The sequence below is a fragment of the Trebonia sp. genome, assembly GCF_049794275.1.
GTDB lineage: Bacteria > Actinomycetota > Actinomycetes > Streptosporangiales > Streptosporangiaceae > Trebonia.
The window spans coordinates 1-1,694 of sequence record NZ_JBARCR010000829.1 but is presented as its reverse complement, the minus strand read 5'-3'; the positions used below and the strand labels follow the sequence as shown (position 1 = coordinate 1,694).

Here is a 1,694-nt window from a genome sequence, read left to right as displayed (position 1 = left end):
GTCCCCCGGCGGCGGCAGCCACACCGCCGGCCCGTCGGCAGCGGCCACTACGGCCGCCAGGAACGCGGCCTGCCCGGCGACGTCCGCGGGCAGCTCGACGATCTCGGGAATCACACCCGCCGCCGTCAGGGCAGGAAGCTGCGGATGCCCGGCGGAGCCGGCTAGCACCCGCGAAGCGGCGCGAAGCGCCGACCAGGCCTGCCAGGTCAGCAGCCCGGGCGCGACTCGCGGGCTGCTTAGCAGGACCGTCAGCACGCGGGGGTGAGGCCCGTGGTCGACGCGGGTGACGGCGTTCCGGCCGGCCGGGACAGCGTGTCGGGCGCGGGCACCACGGTGTACTGCGAGTAGTCCAGCCGCCCGAACTGCGGGTTCACCTGGATGTTCAGCGACTTCGCCGCGGTGCACTGTGCTTTGGTCAGCGCCGCGTTCACGGTGTTGTTCTCCGCCGTTGTGGCCGGCAGCTTGCCGCCGTTCGCCTGCTCAGCGAAGGCGATCTCCTGGGCCTGGTACATGCCGAGCGCCGGCACCATCTGCGGCGAGACCCCGGCGTTGAGGAACACCGCCTGCGCGCTGTGCAGGCCGTTTTGCGCGGCGGCCTGCTGGGCCTGGGAGTTGACGCTGGCGATGCCCTGCTGCACTTGCGCTTCGGTCACGGAGATGCCGGCCGAGGCGGCGACCTCGTCTTCGATTTGGAACCTGATCAGCCAGCTCAGCACCGCGGCGGGCACCTCGGTGGAGGTCAGCTGCACCTGTGAGCCGTACGGCGCCGCCGCCGTATTGAAGTTGGCCACCTGGGTATCCAGCGAGGAGACGGTGATCCGCTGATCGCCTACGATCGCCGCCGAGCCCACCTTGACCGGGGAGCACGCGGCGAGCACCGCGCACGCGCCAAGGCCCACCGCGCCCAGGGCGGCCAGCCGGGTCCTTCTGCCGAACACAGGCGATCCTTCCTCGGGGACCAACAGCCGGAACTATGACTCGGAGAGTACCGAACGGACAACCTCTGCGCACCACGCGAGTAGCTCGGCGTCACGCAGCGGTTCCCCGCCGAAGCCCCCGCCGGAGGCGCCGGTCTTCGGCACCGGTACCAGCATCGTACGCACCGTCGGCTTGAGCAGTGTCTTCGGGTACAGCCGCTGCACTCGCACGACCCGCGAGTCCGGCAACTGCACAGGCGCGAATCGCACGTGCGACCCCTGCAGCGCGATGTCCGTCAGCCCGGCCTGCCGTGCCGCGAACCGCAGCCGCGCCACGTCGAGCAATGTCACCACGGGCGGCGGGAGCGCGCCGTACCTGTCCTCGAGCTCCTCGCGCACCGCGGTCACGTCGGCCTCTGAGTCGATGGCGGCGATCGAGGTGTAGGCCGCGAGCCGCAGCCGCTCGCCTGGCACGTAGTCGTGCGGGATGTGCGCGTTCACCGGCAGCTCGACCCGGACCTCCGGCCGCTCCGCCGGAGCGTCGTCGCGCAGCTCGCGTACGGCTTCGCCGATCATCCGCACGTACAGGTCGAACCCGACGCCGGCGATGTGCCCGGACTGCTCGCCGCCAAGCAGGTTCCCGGCGCCCCTGATCTCCAGGTCCTTCAGCGCGACGTACATGCCGGCGCCGATCTCGGTGTGCTGCGCCACGGTGGCCAGCCGCTCGTGCGCTGTCTCGGTCAGCGCCTTCTCCGTCGGGTAGAGGAAGTACGCGTA

At 71.1% G+C, this 1,694-nt stretch carries 2 protein-coding genes and 1 pseudogene; all 3 read right to left on the bottom strand.

Translation table 11 applies throughout. The annotated features are described in order from the left end of the window. A pseudogene (locus tag WA805_RS21570) lies at positions 1-255 on the bottom strand (nucleoside triphosphate pyrophosphohydrolase); the annotation flags it as partial. Beyond that, positions 249-938, bottom strand: coding sequence for a SurA N-terminal domain-containing protein (locus WA805_RS21565; RefSeq protein ID WP_422286083.1), 690 nt, complete (start codon positions 936-938; stop codon positions 249-251). The pseudogene WA805_RS21570 and the gene WA805_RS21565, both read right to left, overlap by 7 nt. Before the next feature lie 33 nt (positions 939-971). Continuing rightward, on the bottom strand, positions 972-1,694 hold a 723-nt coding region (locus WA805_RS21560; protein ID WP_425243236.1), incomplete at its 5' end, for a TRCF domain-containing protein.